Genomic DNA, 21,527 nt, shown 5'->3' with positions numbered 1-21,527 from the left:
ATCTTGATTCAGCATCCTTTATGGATCGGCCATGACCATGCGAAACGCCACGCTGCGCCAGTTGAAGGTCTTCGAGACCGTGGCGCGCCACCTCAGTTTTTCGCGAGCGGCGGAGGAGCTTCATCTCACGCAGCCGGCCGTCTCCACCCAGGTCCGGCAGCTAGAAGATCACGCGGGCCTGCCGCTCTTCGAGCAGCTCGGCAAGAAGATCTATCTCACGCCTGCCGGTACGGAGATGCTGCATTACAGCCGCGCGATCATGCAGCAGTTCCATGAAGTCGACGAGGCCATGAGCCAGCTGAAGGGTGTCTCGGGCGGCAAGCTGAACGTGGCCGTGATCAGCGCGGGCGATTACTTCTTTCCGCGTCTGCTCGCCGAATTCACGCGCCGCTACAAGGGCGTTCAGCTCGATCTCTCGGTACACAACCGGGAGCAATTACTGCAGCAGCTCGCGACCAACCAGACCGATCTCGCGGTGATGGTGCGTCCGCCGCAGGCTACCGACTCCATCAACGAACCGTTTGCGCCCCACCCCTACGTGATCGTGGCAGCGCCCACGCACCCGCTTGCCCACAAGCGCGGCATCAAGCTCAGCACGCTCGCGAACGAGGCGTTCATCGTGCGCGAACGCGGCTCGGATACGTGGAATTCCATGGAGGAAGGTTTCGCGGGCAAGATCACGAACCTGAAGATCGCGATGGAGATCCAGAGCACCGAGACGATCAAGCAGGCCGTGATCGCGGGCATGGGTATCGCGTTTCTCTCGGCGCATACCATCAGCCTCGAATTGCAGGTCGGGCACCTCACCGTGCTCGACGTCGAAGGCTTTCCGGTCATGCTCAACTGGTACGTCGTGCACCGCAAGAACAAGCGCCTGCCGCCCGTTGCGCTCGCCTTCAAGCGCTTCCTGCTCGAGGAAGGCGCTCAGCTCATCGAGAACATTACACGGGTGTCAGAATTGACAGTGCATAAGTAAGGTTTGATGGATCGATACGCATCCATCAGGCGTAGTTGATCCTTCGCGCCCCTCGCCGGCAGACGGCGCTGCGCCGGACGGCGTTGCCAAGGGGTGCAAATCGATGCGGTACCTTTCCCCGACTATCTGAATGTGTGGCTTTAGTGCGGCCCCTGGCGCTGCCTGAGCGCGCCATGGCGGCTGCGGTTGCGGTTGCGCCTTCGGCGCGGCAGGTCCTGTGAGGCGTGATGCGATGCACGCGGCGCTTCGCAGGACGGGTCGCAGTCCGCGAGCCAGATGTCGAAGCTCGCGGACTCGAGGGCGTCACGGCCGCCGGCCGCGACGAGCCATTGGCCCGGCACGCTCACGAAGTGCGCTGGCGCGAGCGGCTTCGACGCGATCTGCGAAGGCACACTGGCCTGCGCACCGGCGGACACGCGCACGGTGCCGGGACGCGGCGCGGCAGGTCGGCGCGCGCCGCCCATGAGACGCACGCCGAGCGCGGCAGCCAGCACGCAGGCGGCCACCAGCACCGAGAGCCCGAATTCGGCCGAGGCCATACGCACCGCCGCAAAGCCGTAGCCCAGTATCCCGAACAAAGCGAACGCAATGGCATGGACCACACGATCGACCTGCCGGAGCGGCAAGCGGCTGCGCTCGCTCATGCGTGCACCGCATAGGAGCGCGTTCGCAGCGGCGCCTGAGAGCACCGCGCCGAGCGTCGCCGTGATGTAGAGCGCGGCGCGCCCGGAGGCGGGCAACTCAGGCAGCAGGAGAAAACTGGCGAACGAGACGCAGATGGAAGCCGCACCCACCATGCAACCCGCCGCGGCCATGGCCCGTGCGCGCTTCGCGAGGTCGTGCCGTGCGCCCAGCCACAAGCCGGCAAGGGCGCCGCATTCCGCGGCGGCGAGCGCATCGGGCACATGCGCGACGAGCGCCGCAAGCAAACCCGGCGGCACGGTCAAGAGCAGTGCGAACGATATGGCGAGCGCGTTGCGCGAACGCGGCTTCGCCTCGCATGCACGCTTGCAGCGCGGCTTCGCGCGCCGCGGCGCGCGAAGCGCCCATGCCGGCGCGAACGCAGACAATTGTGCAAATGCACACACCAGCCACGCGAACACCAGGCCGCCACCCAGCCATACCAGGTCGCCCGCCAGTTGCTCCGGCATCTCTCCTCCTCGCACGCGGCGCTCAGGCCGCGCGCGTCATCAGTTCGAGCTTCGTATGCCTGCTGTGGCGCCTGTTGCCTTTGCGCCCTCGATCGGCCGCCTCGTCGCGCGATGCATCACGCGGTACCTCACGCCGTGCATCGCGCCCCGCTTCGGCACGCCGTCCCACTGGTCTTTCCGCTATGCAACCGTGGCCGACTGGCGCTCGCGGCCCGCGCCCGCCGGAGACTGCGCGTCGCCATCCGGTCGCGGCCCAAGCGTGTTCGACAACGTGCCAATACCTTCGATGGAGACCTCGACCGTCGCGCCGTCGCCGATCGAGCCCACGCCCAACGAAGTCCCGCACGCGATCACATCGCCCGGCTCGAGCGTGAGGTCCTGCGAAATCAGGCTCACTTGCTGCGCGGGTGTGAACACCATGTCGTCGAGCGGATAGTTCTGCCGCTCCACACCATCGAGCCGCGTGACGACACGCGCGCTGCGCCAGTCGAAGCCCGAGACGATGGCAGGCCCCAGGCAACAGAAAGTATCGAAACCTTTGGCGCGGCACCATTGCGGGAAGTGCGGATTTTCGGCGAGCAATCCTGCAGCCGTCACATCGTTGACGATCGTGTAGCCGAAGATCGCATCCTCGGCCTCGGCGAGGCTCGCGTTGCGGCAACGCTTGCCGATCACGATGCCAAGCTCGCCTTCGAAGACGATTTTTCCCGCATAGTGGGCAGGACGCCGAATCGGCACGCCCGAACCGATCACCGATTCCGCCGGCTTGATCAGAAAGAGCGGATGCTCGGGCACCGGCTTCTCGAGCTTCAACGCGAGCGCGTGGAAGTTATTCCAGAGCGCCACCACTTTGCCCGGCGCGCACGGCGCAAGCGGCGCGAGTGTGCGCAGCGAGAGCACGGCGCCCGTGGGCACCGCTTGATCGAGCCCTTCGTATTCGTGCAGATAGCCGTCTTCTACGCGGCCGAACACGATACTGCCGTCGTTCGCCATCAAGCGCATCCATGTGTCCATGCTTCGCTCCATCGTTGCGTGGCGCGCAGCACGCCTGTGCCGCGCGGTCCAGCGGTTCAAAGATTCACTCGTTCATGGGCACGGGCGCATCGTTGCGCCCGCATCGATATTTCGCATGCCGCTTTACGTGTCGATTTTCACGTCACTACGCGTGGCGACTCGCAGCTGTGTTCAGATCGCCCCCGAAGCGCGCAGCGAGCGGATATCCGCATCGCTATAGCCGAACTCGGCAAGCACTTCGTCCGTGTGCTCGCCGAGGAGCGGCGAGCGTGTCACATCGGTAGGGCTGTCTGAGAGCTTGATCGGGTTGCCGACCGTGAGGTACTTGCCGCGCACGGGGTGATCGACCTCGACGATGGTGCCGGTGGCGCGCAGCGACTCGTCGGCGGCGATCTCCTTCATCGAGAGAATCGGACCGCAGGGAATGTGCTGGCGATTGAGCACGGCCATCACTTCGAACTTGGTGCGATGCATGGTCCAGCGCTCGATCTCGGCGAAGATCTCCTTCAGATGCGGCAGGCGTGCATTGGGCGTGGCGTAAAGCGGGTCGTCGATCCATTCCTCGCGGCCGATCAGCTTGCAGATGCGGTCCCACACGGGCGCCTGCGCGATGAAATAGATGTACGCGTTCGGATCGGTCTCCCAGCCCTTGCACTTGAGAATCCAGCCCGGCTGGCCGCCGCCCGAGGCGTTGCCCGCGCGCGGCACGGCATCGCCGAAGCCGTCGTTCGGGTATTGCGGATACTCCTTCATGACGCCGGTGCGCTCGAGCCGCTGCTGGTCGCGCAGCTTCACGCGGCACAGGTTGAGCACGCCGTCCTGCATGGCGGCCAGCACCTTCTGGCCGCGCCCGGTGTGGGTGCGCTGATACAGAGCCGTGACGATGCCGAGCGCGAGATGCAGGCCCGTGCCGCTGTCGCCGATCTGCGCGCCGGAGACGACCGGCGGGCCGTCATCGAAGCCCGTGGTGGAGGCGGCGCCGCCCACGCATTGCGCGACGTTCTCGTAGACCTTGCAGTCCTCGTAGGGCCCGGGGCCGAAGCCCTTCACCGAAGCGACGATCATGCGCGGGTTCAGTTCCTGGATGTGCTCCCAGCTGAAGCCCATGCGCTCGAGCGCGCCGGGCGCGAAGTTTTCGACTAGCACGTCGCAGTCGCGAATCATCCGCTCGAGCACGCGCTTGCCCTGCGGATTCTTCGTGTCGAGCGTGAGCGAACGCTTGTTGCCGTTGAGCATCGTGAAGTACAGGCTGTCCGCGTCGGGGAGGTCACGCAGCTGCTCGCGCGTGATGTCGCCGGCGCCGGCGCGCTCCACCTTGATGACGTCGGCGCCGAACCATGCAAGCAATTGCGTGCAGGTCGGACCCGACTGGACATGCGTGAAATCGAGAATGCGCACCCCATCCAGTGCCTTGCCCATGTCATGTCTCCCTTGGTTAGTCGTGGCCGGGCGAGTTTCGAAAATCGGTGGACTGCGGGAACGCCAGGGCGTCCGCGGGTTACTGCCTTGCTGCGTCCTTGCTCAATACAGTATGTGATATATCACAACGAAGCAAGAGGGGATTTACCGCGTGCAAATGCAGGACGAACAAGCCGGAAGCCTTATCTGGTATGGCTTTGATGGGATTTACGGGCTCTTGCCACGCCACGGGGAAGGGAAAACCCCGAGTCGATCGTCGCGAGATATTTCAGATTCGGTGTGCGGGATGCGGGTTGCCAAGCTTGATGCGCATAAAGTCTCGGGGGGCCGCCCCCTCTCCCCCGATTGCCGCGCCCGAAACAAAAAAGGCGGAAGACCATGAGGTCTTCCGCCTGTCTTACGAGGAGGACTGCCGTCTCGCGCCGCTCAGTCGAGGAAGTCGCAATGCTTTTCGACGTACGCCGCGAGATCGAGCGAATGCTGGCGCACGAGCCGCTCAGCAAGCTCCGTATCGCGCTTTTCGAGCGCCTCGATAATGCGCAGGTGATCGACGATCGAGCGCGAAGCGCGGTCGCTCTGCGAGATCGTCATGCGCCGGATCGCGCGCACGTGCACGAAGATGTTCTTGATCGTATCGAGGATCAACTGCGACTTCGACAGCTCGACAATCGCCTGATGGAACGCGATATTGGCGTCCGAATACTCGGCGATATGCTCGGCCGGCGTGCTGTCGCGGAAATTGTCGAACATGTGGCGCAGCTTCGCGATTTCCTCGTCCGTGGCGTGGATCGTCGCGAGGCGCGCGGCCATGCTTTCGAGCGCGGCCCACATCTGGATCATCTCGACGATCTCGCGCTTGCTCTTGCGCACGATATAGATGCCGCGGCGCGGCACCATGCGCAGGAAGCCTTCCTGCTCCAGCAGCGTCATGGCCTCGCGCACCGGCGTGCGGCTCACGCCGAGCGTCTCGCTCAGCACGCGCTCGTCCAGCCGGATCTCTTCGCGCGTCTGATAGATATCGGCGTCGGCGATAGCCTGGCGCAACATCGCATAAGCCTGATCGCGCAGGCTCAGCGTGGCGTTGATGGGCTGCAGCGCCAGCTTGAGCGGCGCGGCGTCCCGGGTGGCGACTGCTTCAGTGTGTTCTGACGACATTCATTGCCTCTTTAACAACCTGCACGCCGGCTCGCGGGCGGCGCTGTGCCTGCTCGGCCGGCTTCGCGCGCGGCGCCTCGCCAAGACCGACATAACGGCCGTGTTCCGCCGCCTGCTCGATGGCCGACTGCGGCAGCCATTTGGCGATCATAACCGTAGCCGCGGCGCCCAAGCCCACAACTGCCAAACCGAAGAGTGCGAGAGAAACCAAATCCATTTGAAGCTCCGCAAGATTGAATCGTCGAATAACTCAATCATATGCTGCGTCGCGACAAAAATCAATATTTTGTATGTGATATATCAAATGCAGACATTCGACATGACGAGCAACCCATCCTGGAGGAAACCGCCGCGCGCGGCAAGGGGCGGGATGGCCGCCAGAGGACAAAACAAAGCGACCGCATCAGGGCGCCTGCCACCCGCCGGCCACTCATCGTACAAATCTTGTTGACAGCGCATGCGGCGCCCCCGCACACTCGACCCATGCACACCTCCACCCCCTTCATCCACGCAAACGCGATGAATCATCCGTGGCATACGCCGAAAGGCATGTCACGGGGAATGTGTGCGTACGAGCAATCCGGGTAGTCCAGTCTGTCCTTACGCAAATCACACAGCCCCGCCGGCATCGACGGGGCTTTTGTTTTTTTGGGTGGCAGTGCCCCGTCCGTCGGCTCCCGATATTGGAGAACACGATGGATTCCGCTTCTCAGCAGGCCGATCAGGACGATGCTTTCAGTGCCCTCGCGCACGACGACGCGCTGCCGGCTGTCTCGATCCACTTTGCCGTGCCCGTTGCCGCAACGCTCACCTGGCGCGTACGCGCCGACAGCACGCTGCGTGTCTACGGCGCGCGCATCTGGCTCACGCGCGCCCGCTCGCCCTACGATCATTGGCTGAAGCCCGGCGAAACGCTGCGGGTCTACCGTGGCGAACGCCTCTGGCTCAGCGCTGACGACGGCAACGCCGCTGCGCGTGTAACGCTCACGAGCGCATGGCGGCCACCGTTTGCGGCGGTGCGGCGCGCAGCCGCCCGCTGCGCCGGCCGACTGGCGTTGCTCACGGTGCGTCTCGCGCGCTAGCGGCGGCGGCCGAGCAGCGATCGAGGGCGGTGCCGCAGCGCAAGCCAGCGGCACTTCACGCCCTGCCCTCATGTAAAAAAGCCGGACGCGCCGCCCATGCGGCACATCCGGCCTTCGCGAAGCAAAGCGCGCTAATGCGTCAGAACACGCATCAGAACGCGCGCGTCAGAACTTGTGCCGCAGGCCCAGGTTGAACATGGTCTGCGTCGACGTTCCGTTGTAGCCGTATGAACCAATCGAAGCCTCGGCCGGCATCGAGCCGCCAGAGCCATCGCCCTGGTCGCCGCTCGCGTGCTGCCAGCCCGCGGTCATGTAGACGTCGGTGCGCTTCGAGAGGTTGTAGTCCGCGCCGATCGACACCTGGTGGTAAGTCGCGTTCGTGTCGCCATTGGCATGCGTGTAGGTGTAGCCAAGGCCGAGCAGCAGCACCGGGCTCAGCTGATAGTTCATGAAGCCCTGGCCCGTGTTGTACTTCTCGGTGCTGCGGAACACCGAGCTCGCGTCCGGCGCGTATTGCGAGTTGCTGTAGCCGAGGCCGAACGTGAACAGGCCCATCGAGTATTGCGCCGCCGCCCGCGCGATGGAAAGTGAGTGAGCGCTCGCATAGCCGCTGTTGATGGGCCCGTCGAAGGTGCCGTCCGAGGTGCTGCTCCAGCCGCCTGTGCGAATGCCGAGCCCAGCCTGGCTGTTGGCCGCGTAGAAGTAGCCGCCCGCCAGCGCGATGGGCCCGTTGTTGTAGGCGACGGCCGCCGAGTACGACTGTTCGGAGCCCGTGGAGCCCGCGATGCCGCCGAACGAATACATGGCGGCGGCTTGCAGGCCGTTCCAGACCGGCGTCGTGTACTTGACGGCGTTGTTGACGCGGAAGCTGTTGTCGTAATTGTCGACGTCGCCGGGCGTCGCGAAGACCGAGCCGAAGTAGTTGTCCTCGGTGATGCCCTGCACGAGGTCGATCAGCGGGTCGTATTGACGCCCGAGCGTGAGCGAGCCGTACTGCGCCGCGGTCAGGCCCACGTACGCCTGGCGGCCGAACAACCGGCCGCCCTGGGCCGATTGGCCCGTCGACGGATTGAAGCCGCTTTCCAACTGGAAGATGGCTTTGAGGCCGCCGCCCAGATCTTCAGCGCCCTTCAAGCCCCAGCGCGAGCCCGAGAGATTGCCGTAGCTGCTGTTGCCGAGCGCCCAGAGGTTCTTGTTGCCGTTTGCGTGATTGACGTAGGTGATGGAGGTGTCGATGGTGCCGTATAGCGTGACACTGGTCTGTGCATGCGCCACGCCGGCAGCGCCGAGCGCGACGAACGAAAGCGAAGTCAGGGCGAGTCTCTTCACGTCTTTCTCCCGGCGCAGTCAAACTTCCGCAGTCAAACAGCACGTGATCGGATCAGACTACCCCCACCGACACGCGAAGTAAAAGAATTAAAAAGCGTGTCTCGAATTGTTAACAGCGGGTTCAGAAACAGGCGTGCCCGGCCGTAAATCATTGCGTCGCGCGGCGCAGTCATGCCAGGCGAAGCGAACGTCGTGGCGCGTCCGGCGATGTATGTAGCGCATGATTCATTGAGGCCGCCACGGCATCCTCTTCTATTCATCAGACAAAAGACGATGCAATGCGCGGTAAAATCCGGGCCTGCGTTGTTGCGTGCTCATCCGGTCCCGTTTGCGGTTTCGTCTGACGTTTCTTCCGAGACCCGGTCAACCGCTCATCCCCTCCACGCGTTTGCTGCTTTACCAGTCATTTACTAAGCGTTTACGTTTTGGTTCGCCGTCACGGCCCCTCGCACCGTGTGCCGCGAAATCGCGCGGCAGCCGGACCAGCGTAACGAACAACATGCGATGCCGCCCCAGCGGACGCCGGCCACGGCGCCCGGGCGGCATCTGAGAATCGCCAGGCCTACCCATGCTTGATTTGCCCCCTTCGCGCATCGCGCGCGCCGTCGTCGTGGCGCTGCGCCGCCGCGCCCGCGTCCTGCGTCTGCAGCGCTTCGTGGCACCGGCCCTTGCCATCGGCATCTGCGCGCTCCTGCTGCTGGTGTTTCAGCACCTCTCGCGCTCCGTCGACTACCGCTCGGTGATCCGCCAGCTCTGGCACCTGAGCCCGACGCAATGGACGGGCGCGCTCGGCGCCACCGCCATCAGCTTCGTCGCACTCGTCGGGCGCGACGCCATCGGCCTGCGCTATCTCGGCGCGCAAGTCTCTCGCGGCGCGCTCTGGGTCGGCGCCATCGCCGGCTCGGCGCTCGGCAACGTCACGGGCTTCGGCGCGCTCACGGGCGGCGCCGTGCGCTGCCGCGTCTACGGCGGCGCGGGCGTCACGGCCGCGCAGATCGGCCGCATGACGGTGTTCACGAGCGTCACGCTCGCGCTCGCCCTCGCGCTCATGACCGCGCTTGGCATGGTGGGCGCCGCCGACACGCTATCGGGCCTGCTGCACCTCTCCCCCGTGGCGCTGCGCTGGATCGGCGGCATCGTGCTCGCGCTCGGCGCCGTGCTCGTCGCGGCCTGCCCCGCGCAGGCGCGCGAGATCGAGCCGTTCAAGCGCGCCTGGCTGCGCTTCGCGGTGCCCGCGCGGCGCGACCTCGTCGCGCAGTTGCTGCTCGCGACGCTCGACGTGGCGGGCGCGGGCCTCGCGCTCTGGTCGGTGATGCCGCACGCGCATATCGGTTTCGCCGACTTCCTCACCGTCTACACCGCCGCCATGCTGCTCGGCCTGATCGGCCATACGCCGGGCGGCATCGGCGTGTTCGAGGCGGCGATGGTGTTCGCGCTCGGCGCCAGCGTGCCGGCGCCCAAGGTGTTCGCCGCGCTGCTCGCCTATCGCGCGATCTACTTCGGCGCGCCGCTCGCGCTCTCGGCCGCGCTGCTCGCCGTATTCGAAGGCCGCGCGCTCAAGAATCCGCTCAACACGAACTTCGCGCGGCGCGGCGCGCTCGGCGTCTCGCAACTCGCCCCGCTGTTTCTCGCCATCGTCACTTTCGTGACCGGCAGCATGCTCGTGATCTCGGGCGCCACGCCCGCGTTCACCCATCGCATCGAGCTGCTGCAAAACTTCATCCCGCTCTGGGTGCTCGAAAGCTCGCAGTTGCTCGGCAGCCTGTTCGGCGTCTTGCTGCTGTTCGTCGCGCGCGGCCTGTTGCGCCGCCTCGACGCCGCGTGGTGGCTCGCCCTCGTGCTCGCGGTCGCCAACCTCGCGCTCTCGCTCACCAAGGGTCTCGCGTTCGTCGAAGCGGGCGTGCTGTGCGTGCTGATCGCGCTCCTGCTGGTGACGCGCGGCCGCTTCAACCGGCATTCGTCGCTGTTCGCCGAGCCCTTCACGCCGGCCTGGCTCGCCTCGGTGGGCTGCGTGATCGCACTCGCCGTGTGGGTGCTGTTCTTCGCCTTCCGCGACGTCGAGTACACGCAGCATCTGTGGTGGCAGTTCGCCTTCGACGAACGCGCGCCGCGCGCGCTGCGCGCGACGCTCGGCGCGGGCGTGTTCGCGGCGGCGCTCGCGTCGTGGCAACTGCTGCGTCCGGCGGCGGGCCGCTTCGTGATCCCCGCGAGCGAAGACCTCGCCGAAGCCGCGCGCATCGTGCGCGCGCAGGAACGCAGCGACGCGGGCCTCGCGCTCATGGGCGACAAGAGCTTCCTGTTCTCTTCGTCGCGCAACGCATTCCTCATGTACGCGAAGCACGGCCGCACGTGGGCCGCGCTGCACGATCCGGTGGGCCCGCGCGACGAATGGCCCGCGCTGATCCGCCAGTTCGTCTCGCTCGCGCACGCGCACAGCGGCCGGGCGGCGTTCTATCAGGTACGCGCCGACGCGCTGCCGCTCTATCTCGACGCCGGCCTCACGCTGATGAAGCTCGGCGAGGAAGCCCGCGTGATGCTGCAGGAGTTCGATCTCAAGGGCCCGCAGCGCGCGCATCTGCGCTATGCGCTCAAGCGCGGCGAACGCGACGGTTTCAGCTTCGAGCACCTCGATCCGGCGCAGATGACCGATAGCCTGCCGGTGCTGCGCGCGATCTCGGACGCCTGGCTCGAAGAGCGTGACGTGCGCGAGAAGAGCTTCTCGGTGGCCGCCTTCGACGACGACTATCTCGCCGCGCAGAACGTGCTGCTCGTGCGCCAGAACGGCGCGCCGCTCGCCTTCGTCACCTTCATGACGACCGACCTCAACACCGACGCGACGGTCGGCGTGATGCGCCATCTGCCGGGCGCCTCGCCCTACGCGATGGAGTATCTGTTCACGCAGCTCGCGCTGCATCTGAAGGCCGCCGGGTATCAATCGCTCTCGCTCGGCATGGCGCCGCTGGCCGGCATGGGGCCGACGCCGCTGGCTTCGTCGTGGCACCGCCTCGCCGGGCTGATCTGGCGTTTCGGCGGCAAGTTCTACAACTTCCGGGGGCTGCGCGGCTTCAAGAACAAGTTCGCGCCGCGCTGGGAACCACGTTATCTGGCCGCCTCGGGCTCGATCAGCGTCTTCATCACCCTCGCGGATCTTTCGTTGCTGGCAGGAGGCTGGCGCTCATGATTCTTCGTACTCTCTCGCTGCCGCGCCGCGCCGGCGCCGCGGCGGGCGCCGCCATGCTCGCGCTTTGCGCAGCTCAGGCCCATGCAACGCTACCGCCCGCAAACACGGCGGTCTCGCACGTCTCGGGCGGCCGCTATGGCGACGTCGCCGTGACGAAACCCATCGGCGCGATGCGCGGCTTTACCGTGCTGTTCTCCGCGGGCGAGCACTGGAACGCCGCCGACCAGACCCGCGCCGACGCCCTCGCGCAACACGGCGCCATGGTCGTGGGTGTCGATACGGAACGCTACGCAACCAACCTCGCGGCGGTGAAGACCGAGACCTGCCACAAGCTCTACGCCGACGCCGAAGCGCTCAGCCATCAGCTCGAACGCCAGGAGGCGTCGCACCAGTATTTCGCACCGATCGCGATCGGCAGCGGCGAAGGCGCGCTCATCGCGCAGCGCATGCTCTCGCAGGCGCCCGCGAACACGATGGCGGGCGCGGTGTCGCTCGATCCCGCTGCGAAGCTCGATGCGCGTTTCGCCCCCTGCCCCGCCGATCCGACGCTCTCGCGCGGCAAGGGCTTGCCTGGCTTTTTCGAGCAAGGTGTGACGACTGTTGCTGGCGCAACCAAACCGCCAGTGCCTGCGTCCGGAGCAACCGGCGCGACACCGCGAACGTTTGCCGCCACCGTTGCCGATACCGACAAGCTCGTCGCGCTGACCGCGCCGCATCTGCGCGTGCAGGCGGAAAACGAGGAAGACGTGTCGGACCTGCCGCTCGTCGAACTGCCCGCCGCGCAGCCGACCGATATGCTCGCCGTCGTGATTTCCGGCGACGGCGGCTGGCGCGACCTCGACAAGACGATCGCCGAGGCCCTGCAAAAGCAGGGTATTTCGGTGATCGGCTGGGATGCGCTGCGCTACTTCTGGAGCGAGAAGACGCCCGCGCAGACGAGCCACGATCTCGCGCGCGTGCTCAAGACCTATGCCGCGCGCTGGCACGCGAAGCACATCGCGCTGGTGGGCTACTCGTTCGGCGCGGACGTGATGCCGTTCGCCTATAACCGCCTGCCCGACGCGCTGCGCGAGAAAGTCTCGTACATGTCGCTGCTCGGCTTCGCGCCCGACGCGGATTTCCAGATCCGCGTGACGGGCTGGCTCGGCATGCCCGCGAGCGAGAAGGCGCTGCAGGTGCGTCCGGAGCTTGCGAAGGTGCCGCCTGCGATCGTGCAATGCGTCTATGGCGCCGATGAAAAAGACACGCTGTGCCCGGCGCTGGCGAACACCGGCATCGAGCTCGTGAAGACGAACGGCAGCCATCACTTCGACGGCGACTACGGCACGCTCGCAGCGAAGATCATTGCGGGGTGGAAGAAGGAGATTGCGGCGCGGGGGTGAGGGAACCCCAAAAAAAACGCCGGCTAAAAGCCGGCGCGTTCAAAGAGAGACAAACTTGTCTGGCCTTGGGGGCTCAAACCTCCACGGCCGCTGCCCGGGCGTCTTCTTCCTGCTCCACCGACGAGCGGATCAGGTAGTCAAACGCACCAAGCGAAGCCTTTGCGCCTTCACCCACGGCAATCACAATCTGCTTGAACGGCACGGTCGTCACGTCGCCCGCGGCGAACACGCCCGGCACCGAAGTCTGGCCCTTCGCATCCACTTCGATCTCGCCGTGCTTCGAGAGCGCCACCGTGCCCTTGAGGAATTCGGTATTCGGCACGAGACCGATCTGCACGAACACGCCTTCGAGCTCGACGTGATGCTTCTCGCCCGTGGTGCGCTCGAGATACGCGAGGCCCGTGACCTTCTGGCCGTCGCCGGAAATCTCCGTCGTTTGCGCGTTCACGTGCACCGTGACGTTCGGCAGGCTGCGCAGCTTGCGCTGGAGCACTTCGTCAGCACGCAGTTGCGCGCCGAATTCGAGCAGCGTCACATGGCTCACGATGCCCGCGAGATCGATGGCCGCTTCCACGCCCGAGTTGCCGCCGCCGATCACGGCGACGCGCTTGCCCTTGAAGAGCGGACCGTCGCAGTGCGGGCAGTACGCCACGCCCTTGTTGCGGTATTCCTGCTCGCCCGGCACGTCCACGTTGCGCCAGCGCGCGCCCGTGGCCAGCACCACGCTCTTCGCGCGCAGCGTCGCGCCGCTTTGCGTGCGCACTTCGAAGCTGTTGCCCACCGCTGTGAGCGCTTCGGCGCGCTGCAGATTCATGATGTCGACGTCATAGGCGCGCACGTGCTGCTCGAGCGCCGTCGCGAACTTCGGCCCTTCCGTTTCCTGCACCGAGACAAAGTTCTCGATGGACATCGTGTCGAGCACCTGGCCGCCGAAACGCTCGGCGAGCACGCCAGTGCGAATGCCCTTGCGCGCCGCATAGATCGCGGCTGCGGCGCCGGCGGGGCCGCCGCCGACGATCAGCATGTCGAAAACGTCCTTCTGGTTCAGCTTTTCAGCGGCACGCGCCGAGGCGCCGGTATCGAGCTTCGCGAGGATCTCCTCGACGCCCATGCGGCCCTGGCCGAACACTTCACCGTTCAGGTAAATGGTCGGCACGGCCATGATCTGGCGCTTCTCGACTTCGTCCTGGAACAGCGCACCGTCGATCGTGACGATCTGCACGTTCGGGTTGAGCGCGGCCATCGCGTTGATCGACTGCACGACTTCCGGGCAGTTCTGGCACGACAGCGACATATAGACTTCGAACGTGAACGCGCCGTCGAGCGCCTTCACCTGTTCGACCACTTCGTTCTCGAGCTTGACCGGGTGGCCGCCCACCTGCAGCAGCGCGAGCACGAGCGACGTGAATTCATGGCCCATCGGAATGCCCGCGAACGTCACCTTGACGTCGGAGTTCGCGCGCTTGATCTCGAACGACGGGGTACGCGCGTCGCCGGCTGCGGCGCCACGGCGTTCCTCGAGCGTGATGCGATCCGAGAGCGAAGCGATGTCCTGCAGCAGTTGCTGCAGTTCTTGCGACTTCTCGCCGTCATCCAGGTACGCAACGATCTCGATCGACTGCGTGACTTTTTCGAGGTAGCTTTTCAGTTGGGTCTTGAGATTTGCGTCGAGCATGGCGTGTTCCGGCTAGAGAAGAAGCGTGGGAATGCTAATTAATTTTTGCTGTTGCGAAAGCTTTTTGGGCCTTGCAGCGAGGCGTCCGGGCCGCAAGCCGCTAGCGTGCGGCCCGGAGATACAGCTCAGTGCGATATCAGCGTCATGCGTTTCAGGCGAAACGCATTGAATGCGCGACGCTTAGATCTTGCCGACGAGGTCGAGCGACGGCTTGAGCGTTTCAGCGCCCGGCGTCCACTTGGCGGGGCACACTTCGCCCGGGTGAGCAGCAACGTACTGAGCGGCCTGAACCTTGCGCAGCAGTTCCTTGGCGTCACGGCCAATGCCGTTGTCGTGGATTTCGCACAGCTTGATCTCGCCTTGCGGGTTGATCACGAACGTGCCGCGCAGCGCCAGGCCTTCTTCTTCGATCATCACGTCGAAGTTGCGCGTGATCGCGCCGGTCGGGTCGCCGACGAGCGGGTACTGGATCTTGGCGATCGTGTCCGACGTGTCGTGCCAGGCCTTGTGCGTGAAGTGCGTGTCGGTCGACACGCCATAGATCTCAACGCCCAGCTTCTGGAATTCGGCGTGGTGGTCAGCCAGGTCGCCGAGTTCGGTCGGGCACACGAACGTGAAGTCAGCCGGGTAGAACACCACAACCGACCACTTGCCGAGGAAGTTCTCTTCCGAAACCGGAACGAACTTGCCATTGTGGTAAGCGGTGGCTTTGAACGGCTTGACTTGCGTGTTGATGAGAGACATCAGTTGTTTCCTCGCTCTGGGTTGGAAAAGGTATGGACGAAGGTTACGGGAACCTCGACCATTTGAAAAATTGATTACGTTGATCGCCGAAATAAAGCGGGTCTATCGATCCCCATAGCCATTCCTGATGGGGCCTGCGAAGCCCGCCAGCACGGCGTTGCACGCCCGCGTCAAGCGGCCCGGACAACCCTCGGGGCGGTGAGCATACAACGAAATTGCGACATTGCGCCTCATGTGCCCGATGCGCGAAGGCTTCATGCCCGCGCACTCGCGCTGCTTGCCGGCCACACCTCGCCGGTCGCACCTCGCCGGTCGCACCTGTTCAGCCTCAGCGGCCGGCCGTGCCGGCAGTCTTCTAGATGCGGGCGCAACCGCCAAATCTCAAGCCCTGCGCACACATTCCGCAGATCATCCGCGTCAAAGCGCACCGCCGCGCGCGGTTGCCGCACGGGCAGTCAGGCGCTCGCGCAGAAATTGCGTAAACGCGCGGATGGTCACGGAAGCTTCACGATGCTGCGGATACAACACGTGCAGCGCATTGGGCGGCGGAATGAACGGTTCGAGCACCTCGACGAGCAGCCCCGCATCCACCGATCCCGCCACGATGAAGTCAGGCAGATAGCAGATGCCGAGGCCCGCCACGGCCGCGTCGCGGAGCACCTCGCCGTTGTTGGCCCGCAGCGGCCCGTGCACCTCGAACGGTGTGCGCACCCCGTCGATCATGAACTCCCACGCGGCGCGCCCCTGCTGCCCGTAGGGCAGGCAGGCGTGATGCGCCAGCTCGTCGGGCGTTTGCAGCGCGCGGTGGCGGCGCCGGTAGCCGGGGCTGCAGCACGGGATCATGCGCACGTCGATGAGCTTCTGGGCGATCAGCGTGGAATCCGCGAGCCGCCCGATGCGCAGCGCCATGTCGAAGCCCTCGCCGATCACGTCGACGTTGCGGTCGCTCAGGTCCATGTCGAAGTGCACGTCGGGGTGCGCGCGCAGGAATTCGGCGACGAGCGGCGAGAGATGCGCCATGCCGAACGACATCGGCGCGCTCACCTTGAGCAGGCCGCGCGGCTCCGAGCGCCGCGCCGACATGGCCTGCTCCGTGTCGGCCACATCGGCGAGGATGCGCCTGGCGCGCTCGTAGAACTCCTGGCCGAGATCCGTCACGGCCAGCTTGCGCGTATTGCGCACGAGCAGGCGCGCGCCCAGATCGGCTTCCAGCGCGGCCACGCGGCGGCTCACGAACTGCTTCGAAAGCCGCAGGCGGTTGGCCGCCGAGGTGAAACTGCCTGCGTCCACGGTGTTCACGAAGATTCGCATGTCGTCGAATTGCATCTCTATTGTCCACCCTCACATGACAGTGAGTCGTATTTTACGACGTTCCATCTCATGCTGGTTGACCTAAACTGACGTTCATCGCAGCAGGACATTGATCAACCGGCCTGGAGCAAGACGCCTCGGCGCCCACTCCGGCCAACAGGAGAAACGAACATGATCGAACTTCGCAAGGCAGATCAACGCGGCCGTGCCGAACATGGCTGGCTCAGCTCGCGCCACACGTTTTCGTTCGCCAACTACTACGATCCGCAGCAGATCGGCTTCTCGGACCTGCTCGTGATCAACGACGACCGCGTCGCCCCGGCGCGCGGCTTCGGCAAGCACCCGCACCGCGACATGGAAATCTTCTCGTACGTGCTGGAAGGCGCGCTCGAGCACAAGGACTCGATGGGCACCGGCTCGGTGATCGTCCCCGGCGACGTGCAGCTGATGAGCGCCGGCACGGGCGTCGCGCACAGCGAGTTCAACCACTCGGCCGAACAGCCGGTGCACTTCCTGCAGATCTGGATTGCGCCGAATGTGAAGGGCGCGCAGCCGCGCTATCTGCAGAAGAATATTCCGGGCGAGGAAAAGCGCGGCAAGCTGCGCCTGATCCTCTCGCCGGACGGCGCCAACGAGTCGCTCGAGCTGCGCCAGGACGCGCGGGTCTATGCGGGCCTGTTCGACGGCGCGGAAAGCGCGAAGATCGAGATTGGCGCCGATCGCTACGCTTATGTGCACGTGGCGCGCGGCAGCGTGAAGGTCAACGGCGTGGAGCTGGGTGAAGGCGACGGCGCGCGGATTCGCTCGGAGCGCGAGCTGACCTTCACCGACGGACACGATGCCGAGGTGTTGGTGTTCGATCTGCGTAATATCGAGGTGTCGGAGCTCTGGTCGTAACCGGGGCCCTGGCGTCAACCTTTCATTGAACGGGCGCCTGCGGTCCGGCGCGGTCCCGCCAACGAGCGGGCCGCGCCGCCGACAGGCGCAACAAAGCAAACAAACGACTTAAACGACACATCGGAGAAATAACATGCGCTACAACCTCTTCGGCCAAGGCAACGACGCCGCCCTGCTCGTCTCACGCATCCTGCTGGTCACCCTGTTCCTGATCTTCGGCTGGTCCAAGCTCACCGGATTTTCGGGCACCATCGACTACATGGCGCACGTGGGCGCGCCCGTGCCCGTGATCTCGGCGATCATCGCCGTCGTCATGGAATTCGTGGTGGGCGTTCTGCTCCTCGTCGGCTTCTATACGCGTCCGCTCGCAGTGCTGCTCGCGCTCTACACCATCGCCACCGCGCTCATCGGCCACCGCTTCTGGACCATGACCGGCATGGATCAGTACATGAACATGATCAACTTCTACAAGAACGTCAGCATCGCGGGCGGCCTGATCGCGCTCGCCGTGACGGGTCCGGGCAAGTTCTCGATCGACAGGAAGTAACGCCGGCGCCTTAAAGGCGCAGTGCGGAAAAGCGCGATGGCCTTCAAGGCATCGCGCTTTTTGTGCGTCTCCTTGCGCCGTGCTGGCCGCCTTGCCCGGCATCGCCTGTGACGCATGGCCTATGCCGTATGTCCGAATGTACTTCGATGCGTGCGCATGCGAGGATCAGTCCGGATCCATACACGGTTCGTACGCGCTTCGCCTTGCACGCGCAGCGCCGAACCCAGGCACAGCCAGCACAATAGGAAACGCCCATGCAAGACCGCCAAGGCGTGAACCGGGAGCGCGCGCAGCGCATCCTGGCACGCGAGCGCGACGCCTTTGTCGCCGCGCGCCCGAAATCGCAAAGCCTCTCCGCGCAAGCCGCGCAGCATCTGCTGTTCGGCGTGCCGCTGCACTGGATGAACGACTGGTCCACGCCGTTCTCGCTTTACGTGGATGCGGCGCGCGGCGCGACCTTCACCGACGTGGACGGGCACCGCTACATCGACTTCTGCCTCGGCGACACGGGCGCGATGTTCGGCCATGCACCGGGCGCCGTGGCGCAGGCGCTCGCGCGCCAGGCGCAGCGCGGCTTCACGACGATGCTGCCGGGCGCCGACGCCGTGGCCGTGAGCACAGCGCTTGCGCAGCGCTTCGGCCTGCCGTACTGGCAGTTCGCGATGACCGCGAGCGACGCCAACCGCTTCGCGCTGCGCTGGGCGCGCGCGGCCACCGGGCGCGACAAGATCGTCGTGTTCAACGGCTGCTATCACGGCACCGTGGACGACGTGTTCGTCGATCTCGTCGATGGCCGGCCCACGCAGCGCGCGAGCCTGCTCGGCCAGGTGCACGACCTGCTGCCGCATACGCGCGTGGTCGAATTCAACGACCTCGACGCGCTCGCACGCGCGCTCGCCGACGGCGAAGTCGCCTGCGTGCTTGCCGAGCCCGCCATGACCAACGTGGGCATGGTGCTGCCCGAGCCCGGCTTCTGGCGCGAGGCGCAGGCGCTCATGAAGCGCCACGGCACGCTGCTGCTGATCGACGAGACCCACACGATCAGCAGTGGCCCGCGCGGCTATGCGCGTGAGCACGACATCGAGCCCGATCTCTTCGTGCTCGGCAAGCCCGTGGGCGGCGGCGTGCCATGCGCGGTGTACGGCTTTTCCGCCGAACTCGCCGCGCGTGCGCAGAAGGCGAAGCTCGACGCGCCGCCGGGCCACTCGGGCATCGGCACGACGCTCACGGCAAACGCGCTCTCGATGAGCGCGATGCGCGCGACGCTCGACGAAGTCATGACCGAGGCGGCCTATGCGCATATGTTCGCGCTCGCCGAGCGCCTCGCGCAGGGCCTCTCGGCCACGATCGCGCGCCATGCGCTGCCGTGGTGCGTGACGCGCGTGGGGGCGCGCAGCGAGTTCCAGTTCTGCGCCACGCCGCCGCGCAACGGCAGTGAGGCGCGCGCCGCGATGGACGACGAGCTCGAGCACATCATCCATCTGTATCTGTTGAACCGCGGCGTGCTCATCACGCCGTTCCACAACATGATGCTCGTGTGCCCCGAGACGACCGAAGCCGACGTCGAACGCCTGATCGGCGCGTTCGATGCCTGTCTCGACGAGTTGTGCGCCCGATAAATAGAATCGGGCGGTAACGGCATGCGAAATTGCTATGCTTGACGGCCAGGCGGCGCGGCGCCCGGTCGCCTTTTCATTTCGCCCTCAAGCCAGTCACAGCCGATGCAAGACCCGCAAGAAAACCTCTTCGCCTATCTCACCTCGCTGCAGCAGTCCGCGCTCAGTGCGCTCAAGCTCCTGCCGCTCAAGAGCCGCGCCGCGCAAGGCGCGTTCATGGCGCTGCGCGCCGTCTGCGGTGCGGGCCTCGCCTATAGCATCGGCCGCGCGCTGCATACCGAGCAGGCGTTCTGGGCGGCGATCACGGCCATCGCCGTCACGCAGCACGATTACGCCGATACGCTCACGCAATCGCGCGACCAGTTCATCGGCGCGATCGCGGGCGGCATCGTCGGGTTCGCGGCGGCCACGCTCGGGCCGGAGAACATGGCCGCGTACCTCGTGGCGGTGGCCGTGGTGATCGTCGCGTGCTGGTGCCTGCGCGTGAGCACCGCGGCACGGCTGGGCGCGATCACCACCACCATCGTGCTGCTCGTGCCCAGCCACGGCTCCGTGTGGGACGTGGCGCTCTTTCGCGTGGCGGAGGTGGCCATAGGCATGGCCTGCGCGCTACCGGTGTGCTGGGGGTTTTCGTATATCGAGCGGCGGTGGCTGCATGTTTAGGTGATCAATGGGGGCAAGAATGTGCGCTATCATCGTATCCAGTGCGCACTTCGAATGACTGCCCCCGACGAGAGAATACCGTGAGACCCTCCGCTGCCCTGAATGCGCATCGCGCCGAAATCCGCGAAATCGTCACGGCCAACAGGGCAATGAACCCGCGCGTGTTCGGTTCGGTAGCGCATGGCGACGATAAGGACGGCAGCGACCTGGATATTCTGGTCGACCCGACGCCGGAAACGTCGTTGCTCGATATTGGCATCATCCAGGACACCTTGGTCCAGTTGCTCGGCGTGGAGGTCGACGTATTGACGCCCAAGGCGTTACCGGAGTCCTTCCGGGCGACCGTAATTGCCGAAGCGGTACCCGTTTGAGTCGCGACAAACTCCGGCTGCCCGAATCTGAAATACCCTGCTGAACGATCTTCCCGCTCTAGCACGCGACGTCCAGGAATTGCTCGACGAACTCGTTCGCCGGGATTGACTTCGTGCTCCAGGGCCTACCAATGGCCTCAGCGCCCTTCCGCTCTCAACCCTCGCGAAATAATCCATCTCCCCACACTGCGTAATCAACGGCGCAATAGCGGCGATAATCAGGGCCGCCGTGCGCAATGCTTCCACGAGCCACGCCCCCGCACCTTTGGGTGCGGCCAGTGCGCGCGGTTAGCGCCCAATCGCCCCGCGGATGCGAAAAACGTGCGAAACTCGTCGCCCCGCGCCATTTCGGGCGCAAGCAACACATCGCACACTAATCGCACGCAGATGAACACGAACAGCCGTCAATCCGTCCCCGCCAGCCCGAACGCTCCCGCGCGCAAGTCCATCTCGCTTCTGCAGATGCTCGCACTGATCGCCTTCGGCGGCATCGCGGCCTCGCTCGTGCTCAGACAGTTCGTCTGAGCGCCGCACCGCACAGGACGCCCGCTCTACCCCGTTTTCGCTTATGTACAAGAAAGGCGTCGCCCTCGAAATCCAGTTCTCACCCGAGCGCCTGAACGACGGCGCCGGCGATCCCTACTGGATCGACCTCACCGCCGAAGAAGCCGCCGCGCTGCTCGAAACGCTGCAAACGAAGCTTGCCGCGCGCGAGAGCACCTCGGCGCCGCTCCTCGTAGCGCTCGACACACCGCGTGAGCCGTCGGCTGCCGATGGCTCGACGGCCACCGCCGTTGTCAGCCCGGCACCCTCCACCCCCGCCGACCAGGGCCTCAAGCAATGGGTCTGCGTGATCTGCGGCTGGGTGTACGACGAAGCGGCCGGCGCCCCCGACGACGGCCTCGCACCCGGCACGCGCTGGGCCGACGTGCCCGACGACTGGCGCTGCCCGCTGTGCGACGTGGGCAAGGAAGATTTCGCGCTGGTCGAGTTCTAAAGCGTTTGCCGTGCATG

The 21,527-nt window shown here is 65.4% G+C and carries 20 protein-coding genes; 11 read left to right on the top strand and 9 right to left on the bottom strand.

What is annotated here, in order from left to right:
- Positions 1-31: 31 nt before the first annotated feature.
- Positions 32-976, top strand: a complete 945-nt coding sequence (locus tag E1956_RS25450; RefSeq protein ID WP_134754016.1) for a LysR family transcriptional regulator — start codon at positions 32-34, stop codon at positions 974-976.
- A 140-nt stretch (positions 977-1,116) separates the two neighbouring features.
- Here the strand turns inward: E1956_RS25450 and E1956_RS25445 are convergent, their stop codons facing one another.
- The 5 genes from E1956_RS25445 to E1956_RS25425 form a co-directional block, all read right to left on the bottom strand.
- The gene (locus E1956_RS25445; RefSeq protein ID WP_134754014.1) at positions 1,117-2,127 is read right to left on the bottom strand and encodes a hypothetical protein; all 1,011 of its coding nucleotides are present in this window, start codon (positions 2,125-2,127) and stop codon (positions 1,117-1,119) included.
- Positions 2,128-2,307: 180 nt separating this feature from the next.
- The gene (locus E1956_RS25440) at positions 2,308-3,141 is read right to left on the bottom strand and encodes a fumarylacetoacetate hydrolase family protein (protein WP_134754012.1); all 834 of its coding nucleotides are present in this window, start codon (positions 3,139-3,141) and stop codon (positions 2,308-2,310) included.
- Positions 3,142-3,312: 171 nt separating this feature from the next.
- Complete coding sequence (frc, locus tag E1956_RS25435; RefSeq protein ID WP_028219030.1) at positions 3,313-4,560, bottom strand: formyl-CoA transferase; 1,248 nt, start codon at positions 4,558-4,560, stop codon at positions 3,313-3,315.
- Between the two features lie 426 nt (positions 4,561-4,986).
- Complete coding sequence (locus E1956_RS25430; protein WP_133193521.1) at positions 4,987-5,715, bottom strand: GntR family transcriptional regulator; 729 nt, start codon at positions 5,713-5,715, stop codon at positions 4,987-4,989.
- Positions 5,696-5,932 (bottom strand): hypothetical protein, encoded by a 237-nt coding sequence (locus E1956_RS25425; RefSeq protein WP_134754010.1) that lies wholly within the window; start codon positions 5,930-5,932, stop codon positions 5,696-5,698. Before E1956_RS25425 ends, E1956_RS25430 begins: the two co-directional genes overlap by 20 nt.
- Positions 5,933-6,410: 478 nt before the next feature.
- Here E1956_RS25425 and E1956_RS25420 point away from each other — a divergent pair, with 478 nt between their 5' ends.
- On the top strand, positions 6,411-6,797 hold the full coding sequence (locus E1956_RS25420; protein ID WP_134754008.1) for a DUF2917 domain-containing protein: 387 nt from the start codon (positions 6,411-6,413) through the stop codon (positions 6,795-6,797).
- A 165-nt stretch (positions 6,798-6,962) separates the two neighbouring features.
- Here E1956_RS25420 and E1956_RS25415 read toward each other — a convergent pair whose 3' ends face one another.
- Positions 6,963-8,126: a porin gene (locus E1956_RS25415; protein WP_134754006.1), complete on the bottom strand. Its 1,164-nt coding sequence runs from the start codon at positions 8,124-8,126 to the stop codon at positions 6,963-6,965.
- 568 nt (positions 8,127-8,694) lie between these two features.
- On the opposite strand from E1956_RS25415, the gene mprF reads away from it, so the two are divergent.
- Together mprF and E1956_RS25405 are read left to right on the top strand one after the other, a co-directional pair.
- A complete protein-coding gene (mprF, locus tag E1956_RS25410; protein WP_134754004.1) occupies positions 8,695-11,307 on the top strand; it encodes a bifunctional lysylphosphatidylglycerol flippase/synthetase MprF in 2,613 nt (870 codons plus the stop codon).
- Entirely contained in the window at positions 11,304-12,689 is a 1,386-nt protein-coding gene (locus E1956_RS25405) for a virulence factor family protein (protein WP_232071612.1), read from the top strand. The genes mprF and E1956_RS25405 overlap by 4 nt, the downstream gene beginning before the upstream one ends.
- 73 nt (positions 12,690-12,762) lie before the next feature.
- Here the strand turns inward: E1956_RS25405 and ahpF are convergent, their stop codons facing one another.
- From ahpF to E1956_RS25390, 3 genes are all read right to left on the bottom strand, one after another.
- A complete protein-coding gene (gene ahpF / locus E1956_RS25400) occupies positions 12,763-14,364 on the bottom strand; it encodes an alkyl hydroperoxide reductase subunit F (protein ID WP_134754002.1) in 1,602 nt (533 codons plus the stop codon).
- A gap of 180 nt (positions 14,365-14,544) precedes the next feature.
- Positions 14,545-15,108, bottom strand: a complete 564-nt coding sequence (gene ahpC, locus E1956_RS25395; RefSeq protein WP_134754000.1) for an alkyl hydroperoxide reductase subunit C — start codon at positions 15,106-15,108, stop codon at positions 14,545-14,547.
- A 417-nt stretch (positions 15,109-15,525) separates the two neighbouring features.
- Complete coding sequence (locus tag E1956_RS25390; RefSeq protein ID WP_134753998.1) at positions 15,526-16,434, bottom strand: LysR family transcriptional regulator; 909 nt, start codon at positions 16,432-16,434, stop codon at positions 15,526-15,528.
- A gap of 156 nt (positions 16,435-16,590) precedes the next feature.
- Here E1956_RS25390 and E1956_RS25385 point away from each other — a divergent pair, with 156 nt between their 5' ends.
- From E1956_RS25385 to E1956_RS47495, 7 genes are all read left to right on the top strand, one after another.
- A complete protein-coding gene (locus E1956_RS25385; protein ID WP_134753996.1) occupies positions 16,591-17,316 on the top strand; it encodes a pirin family protein in 726 nt (241 codons plus the stop codon).
- Positions 17,317-17,449: 133 nt separating this feature from the next.
- A complete protein-coding gene (locus tag E1956_RS25380; protein ID WP_134753994.1) occupies positions 17,450-17,863 on the top strand; it encodes a DoxX family protein in 414 nt (137 codons plus the stop codon).
- A gap of 254 nt (positions 17,864-18,117) precedes the next feature.
- Positions 18,118-19,482: an aspartate aminotransferase family protein gene (locus tag E1956_RS25375; protein WP_134753992.1), complete on the top strand. Its 1,365-nt coding sequence runs from the start codon at positions 18,118-18,120 to the stop codon at positions 19,480-19,482.
- A gap of 102 nt (positions 19,483-19,584) precedes the next feature.
- A complete protein-coding gene (locus tag E1956_RS25370) occupies positions 19,585-20,142 on the top strand; it encodes an FUSC family protein (RefSeq protein ID WP_134753990.1) in 558 nt (185 codons plus the stop codon).
- Between the two features lie 80 nt (positions 20,143-20,222).
- Complete coding sequence (locus tag E1956_RS25365; protein WP_134753988.1) at positions 20,223-20,513, top strand: nucleotidyltransferase family protein; 291 nt, start codon at positions 20,223-20,225, stop codon at positions 20,511-20,513.
- Positions 20,514-20,900: 387 nt separating this feature from the next.
- A complete protein-coding gene (locus tag E1956_RS46265) occupies positions 20,901-21,038 on the top strand; it encodes a hypothetical protein (protein ID WP_156992325.1) in 138 nt (45 codons plus the stop codon).
- A gap of 43 nt (positions 21,039-21,081) precedes the next feature.
- Positions 21,082-21,510 carry a rubredoxin gene (locus E1956_RS47495; protein ID WP_134753986.1) on the top strand — a complete coding sequence of 143 codons (429 nt, stop codon included), beginning with the start codon at positions 21,082-21,084 and terminating at the stop codon, positions 21,508-21,510.
- Positions 21,511-21,527: the final 17 nt, after the last annotated feature.

The organism is Paraburkholderia pallida, assembly GCF_004524855.1.
GTDB lineage: Bacteria > Pseudomonadota > Gammaproteobacteria > Burkholderiales > Burkholderiaceae > Paraburkholderia > Paraburkholderia oxyphila.
This window is presented reverse-complemented; position numbering and strand designations above follow the sequence as displayed.